The 3,584-nt window shown below is 46.8% G+C and carries 4 protein-coding genes; all 4 read right to left on the reverse strand.

Going from position 1 to position 3,584, the window contains the following annotated elements; genetic code table 11:
• Nucleotides 1-44: 44 nt before the first annotated feature.
• Nucleotides 45-845, reverse strand: a complete 801-nt coding sequence (locus QZZ35_RS10030) for an SDR family NAD(P)-dependent oxidoreductase (RefSeq protein ID WP_291237275.1) — start codon at nt 843-845, stop codon at nt 45-47.
• Between the two features lie 24 nt (nt 846-869).
• On the reverse strand, nt 870-1,532 hold the full coding sequence (locus QZZ35_RS10035; protein ID WP_291237276.1) for a YczE/YyaS/YitT family protein: 663 nt from the start codon (nt 1,530-1,532) through the stop codon (nt 870-872).
• A complete protein-coding gene (locus QZZ35_RS10040; protein WP_291234485.1) occupies nt 1,529-2,008 on the reverse strand; it encodes a 4Fe-4S binding protein in 480 nt (159 codons plus the stop codon). Before QZZ35_RS10040 ends, QZZ35_RS10035 begins: the two co-directional genes overlap by 4 nt.
• A 4-nt stretch (nt 2,009-2,012) precedes the next feature.
• Nucleotides 2,013-3,584, reverse strand: a 1,572-nt coding sequence (locus QZZ35_RS10045) for a molybdopterin cofactor-binding domain-containing protein (RefSeq protein WP_291237277.1), incomplete at its 5' end; no start/stop codon positions are given.

Consider the following 3,584-nt stretch of genomic DNA (forward strand, 5'->3'; position numbering starts at 1 on the left):
TAAAAAAGCGACCCCCTTAAAAAGAAGATCGCTTTCTATATTAATTACCATGTACGTGAAGCCATATTTTTAAATTCACCGACGGTTGAAACGTGGCTGTTGAGGCCGCCGTCAACGGTCACTACCTGTCCGGTAAAGAATTCGCTTTCATCGGAAGCAAGGTATACACACATGTTTGCAATATCGGATGGGCGTCCATAACGGCCAACCATGATATTATTAAGGAAGATATCCTTCAGAACCTGAGGCACTTTCGCTTCGTTATCCGGTGTAACAATAAGACCCGGACGAACGCAGTTGCAGCGGATATTGCTCTTGCCGTACTGCAGAGCTGTTGACTGTGTCAGCATATCGACGCCGGCTTTTGCGCAGGCATAAGCTGTTGAACCCAGATCGCCGCCGCAGGAAGCCATAGAACCGATGTTGATGATGGAACCGCCATTGTTCTGCTGCATATACGGAATCACGCATTTTGTCGCATAGAATGTGCCGCGGATATCTGATGCGAAAATGGCATCCCACATATCCAGAGTGATCTCATCCACACGTCCGTCTTTCAGGCCAACATTGGCCGCATTGTTAACAAGAATATCAATTTTTCCGTATTTTTCAACCGTATCTTTAATCAGAGCATCGATGCTTTCGATCTGCATAATATCCATAAAATGATAGCTTGCTTCTCCGCCTTCGGCTTTAATGGCATCAACAACTTCCTGACCCTTTGCCTCACGGCGTCCGCAAATAACAACTTTTGCACCTTCAGCTGCGAAAAGTTTTGCGATACCTGTACCGATACCGCTTGTAGAACCGGTAACAATAGCAACTTTACCTTTTAATCTGTCCATTTTGTAATCCATCCTTTCGTTATTTCATTCAGTCCGGACGTATGGTGGTATCCAACCCTCCAGGAAATTGGAAACTTTTTCAATGAAAAAATGTGAAATATTCCCCACAATAAGTGCTGCGATAACCGTTCCTTCGCGGATTCCCAAAATCTGTCCCCGTACTGCGAAGGATAAAACAACCGCACTTATTACAATACTTAAATCGAATCCCATTTTTACACGTCCAAATCGCCATCCTGTAAGCCCGGCAATCGTACGCACAAGACCTTCTCCCGGTAAAATCAATACATTCGGGATGACTTCCAGAGAAATACCGAATCCCAGAAAAACACAGCCTGCCAAAAGCATGATAAGGGCTCCCACATAGTTTCCTGTATTCCATCCGGACAGCACAGACAACCACATGTCAATGCAGACGGAAAACAGCAGCGCTGAAGGGACCTGAAGCAGCTGGATTTTCTGAAAAGACTTTCCCAGCAAGATCACCTGACATAGAAACATGATCGTGTTGACGATCATTGTGAATGTTCCAAGGCTATAAGGAAAAATAAATGTTAAAACATAGGCGAGACTCGTCAGCGGTGCCGTACCGAGTCCGGCTTTCGTAATAAGGCTGATACCCAGGGCACTGAATATGACCCCTGCGATAAACATCCCATATCGTTTTAACATATCTGACTGGTTCATGTCAATACACCTCTTTTATCTAAAATGACATTTCGCGGGCATTTGACAGCACACATTCCACAGCCAAGACAGTATTCTTCCTGGATGACCGCACAGTTATCCACAACATGAACAGCTTCCGCTGTACAGATTCTCTCACAGATTCCGCAGCCGAGACAGCTGACCGGACATACGCTTCGGGCATCTTTTCCTTTATCTTTATTTGAGCATTTTACAACAATAAAATTATCACATGCATGAATATGAATGATATTCTGCGGACATTCCCGCACACACTTACCGCAGGCGATACATTTTTCTTCAATCACCTGTGCCACACCATTTTCGTTCAGAAAAATGGCATCAAATTTACAATTTTCTACACATTTTCCACAGCCGATACACCCATATTGACACTTTGTTTCCTGATTTGCATGGCATGAACCATTACAGGCAACCAGAGCTGCTCGGTAGGGAAATTTTTTCTTTATTGCCATGAATTTATTTCTTCCTTTCGTATGGTGTATCCGATATCGGCAGGGAAAATCTTCTCTTGCCGTCCCAGTGATAATAGGCATCTGTAATCGCAGGTGCTGTAGGGATCGATGTGATCTCACCGATACCGATAGCTCCGCAGGCTACCTTTAATCCCGGTTTATCAATAACGATCGGCTCAATTTCCGGTATCTCATGGGCACGGAACAGTCCCAGCGCACCGTATTTGCCAATCGGTCTGCAGTTTTCATCGATTGGATAACGTTCTCTTAAAGCAAATCCCATGGACATGACAACGCCGCCTTCGATCTGGCCTTCGCAGGATAACGGATTGACCGCTTTTCCCACATCGTGGGCTGCGATCATCTTTTCGATCTTTCCGGTTTTCGGATCCAGAATACACATCTGGGTCGCATAGCCGTAAGCCACATGGGAAACCGGATTCGGAACATTGGCCCCAAGAGGATCTGTCTTTGCAAGATACTCTGCGTAAAATTCCTGTCCTTTAAGATCTTTTAAGGATTTTCCGTCTTTTTTGGCTTCCATGAACATATCGCAGGCCCGTCTGCAGGCTTCGCCGGTCACCAGTGTCTGGCGGGATCCGGAAGTTGTTCCCGAATCCGGAGCGATCCATGTGTTGCTCCGCTCATAGACGATATCTTCCCGTTTTAAATCGGTATTTGTAACGACCATCTGGACGAGAACGGTTCCAAGTCCCTGACCGATACAGGATGCTCCCGAATAAATATGAAGCTTTTCGTCATCTTCAACGATCAGACGGACACGCCCTGTATCCGGAATACCTACGCCCACGCCTGCATTTTTCATGGCACAGGCAATACCGACCGGTTTACCTGCGGCCACAGCCGCATCATAAGCATCTTTTACCGCCTCAAGTGTCTCCACAAGGCCGGTAGAATCGTCAACGATCTGTCCGTTCGGAAGAACACCGCCCGGACGGATCGCATTTCTGTAACGGATCTCCCACGGTGAGATTCCGATCTTTTCCGCCATCATGTTGAGCAAAGTTTCTGTCGCAAAACATGTCTGAGTCACGCCAAAGCCACGGAATGCTCCCGCCGGCGGATTATTTGTATAATAGGCATCGCCTTCAATTTCAAAATTTTCATAGGCATAAGGTCCTGCCGCATGGGTGCAGGCTCTTTCCAATACAGGCCCGCCAAGGGAAGCAAAGGCTCCTGTATCCGAAGCAACTTTTGCTTTAACGCCCTGTATAATACCCTGTTCATCGCATCCCATGGTAAAGTCCATGACAAAGTGATGACGTTTCGGATGGACAAGCAGAGATTCTTCTCTTGTCAGCCGGGCTTTTGCCGGTCTTCCTGTAAGATAAGTGATCAGTGCCGCATATGGCTGCACTGTCATATCCTCTTTGCCGCCGAAGCCGCCGCCGACTAAAGCATTTTCCGCACGGACCTTATCCGTTCCAAGCATGAGACTGCACTCATGATAGGTACAGTAGGCCGACTGATCTGTCGAAATAATATGGACATAGTCATCCTCGTCCATATAGGCCACCGCACATTCCGGTTCAAGAAAGGCGTGTTCTGTCCACGG

This window comes from Frisingicoccus sp., assembly GCA_016298055.1.
Taxonomy (GTDB): Bacteria; Bacillota; Clostridia; order Lachnospirales; family Lachnospiraceae; genus Frisingicoccus.

Coding starts and splice junctions, on each gene's coding strand:
- QZZ35_RS10030 (WP_291237275.1), bottom strand. CDS start 845: ATGGACAGATTAAAAGGTAAAGTTGCTATTGTTACCGGTTCTACAAGC.
- QZZ35_RS10035 (WP_291237276.1), bottom strand. CDS start 1,532: ATGAACCAGTCAGATATGTTAAAACGATATGGGATGTTTATCGCAGGG.
- QZZ35_RS10040 (WP_291234485.1), bottom strand. CDS start 2,008: ATGGCAATAAAGAAAAAATTTCCCTACCGAGCAGCTCTGGTTGCCTGT.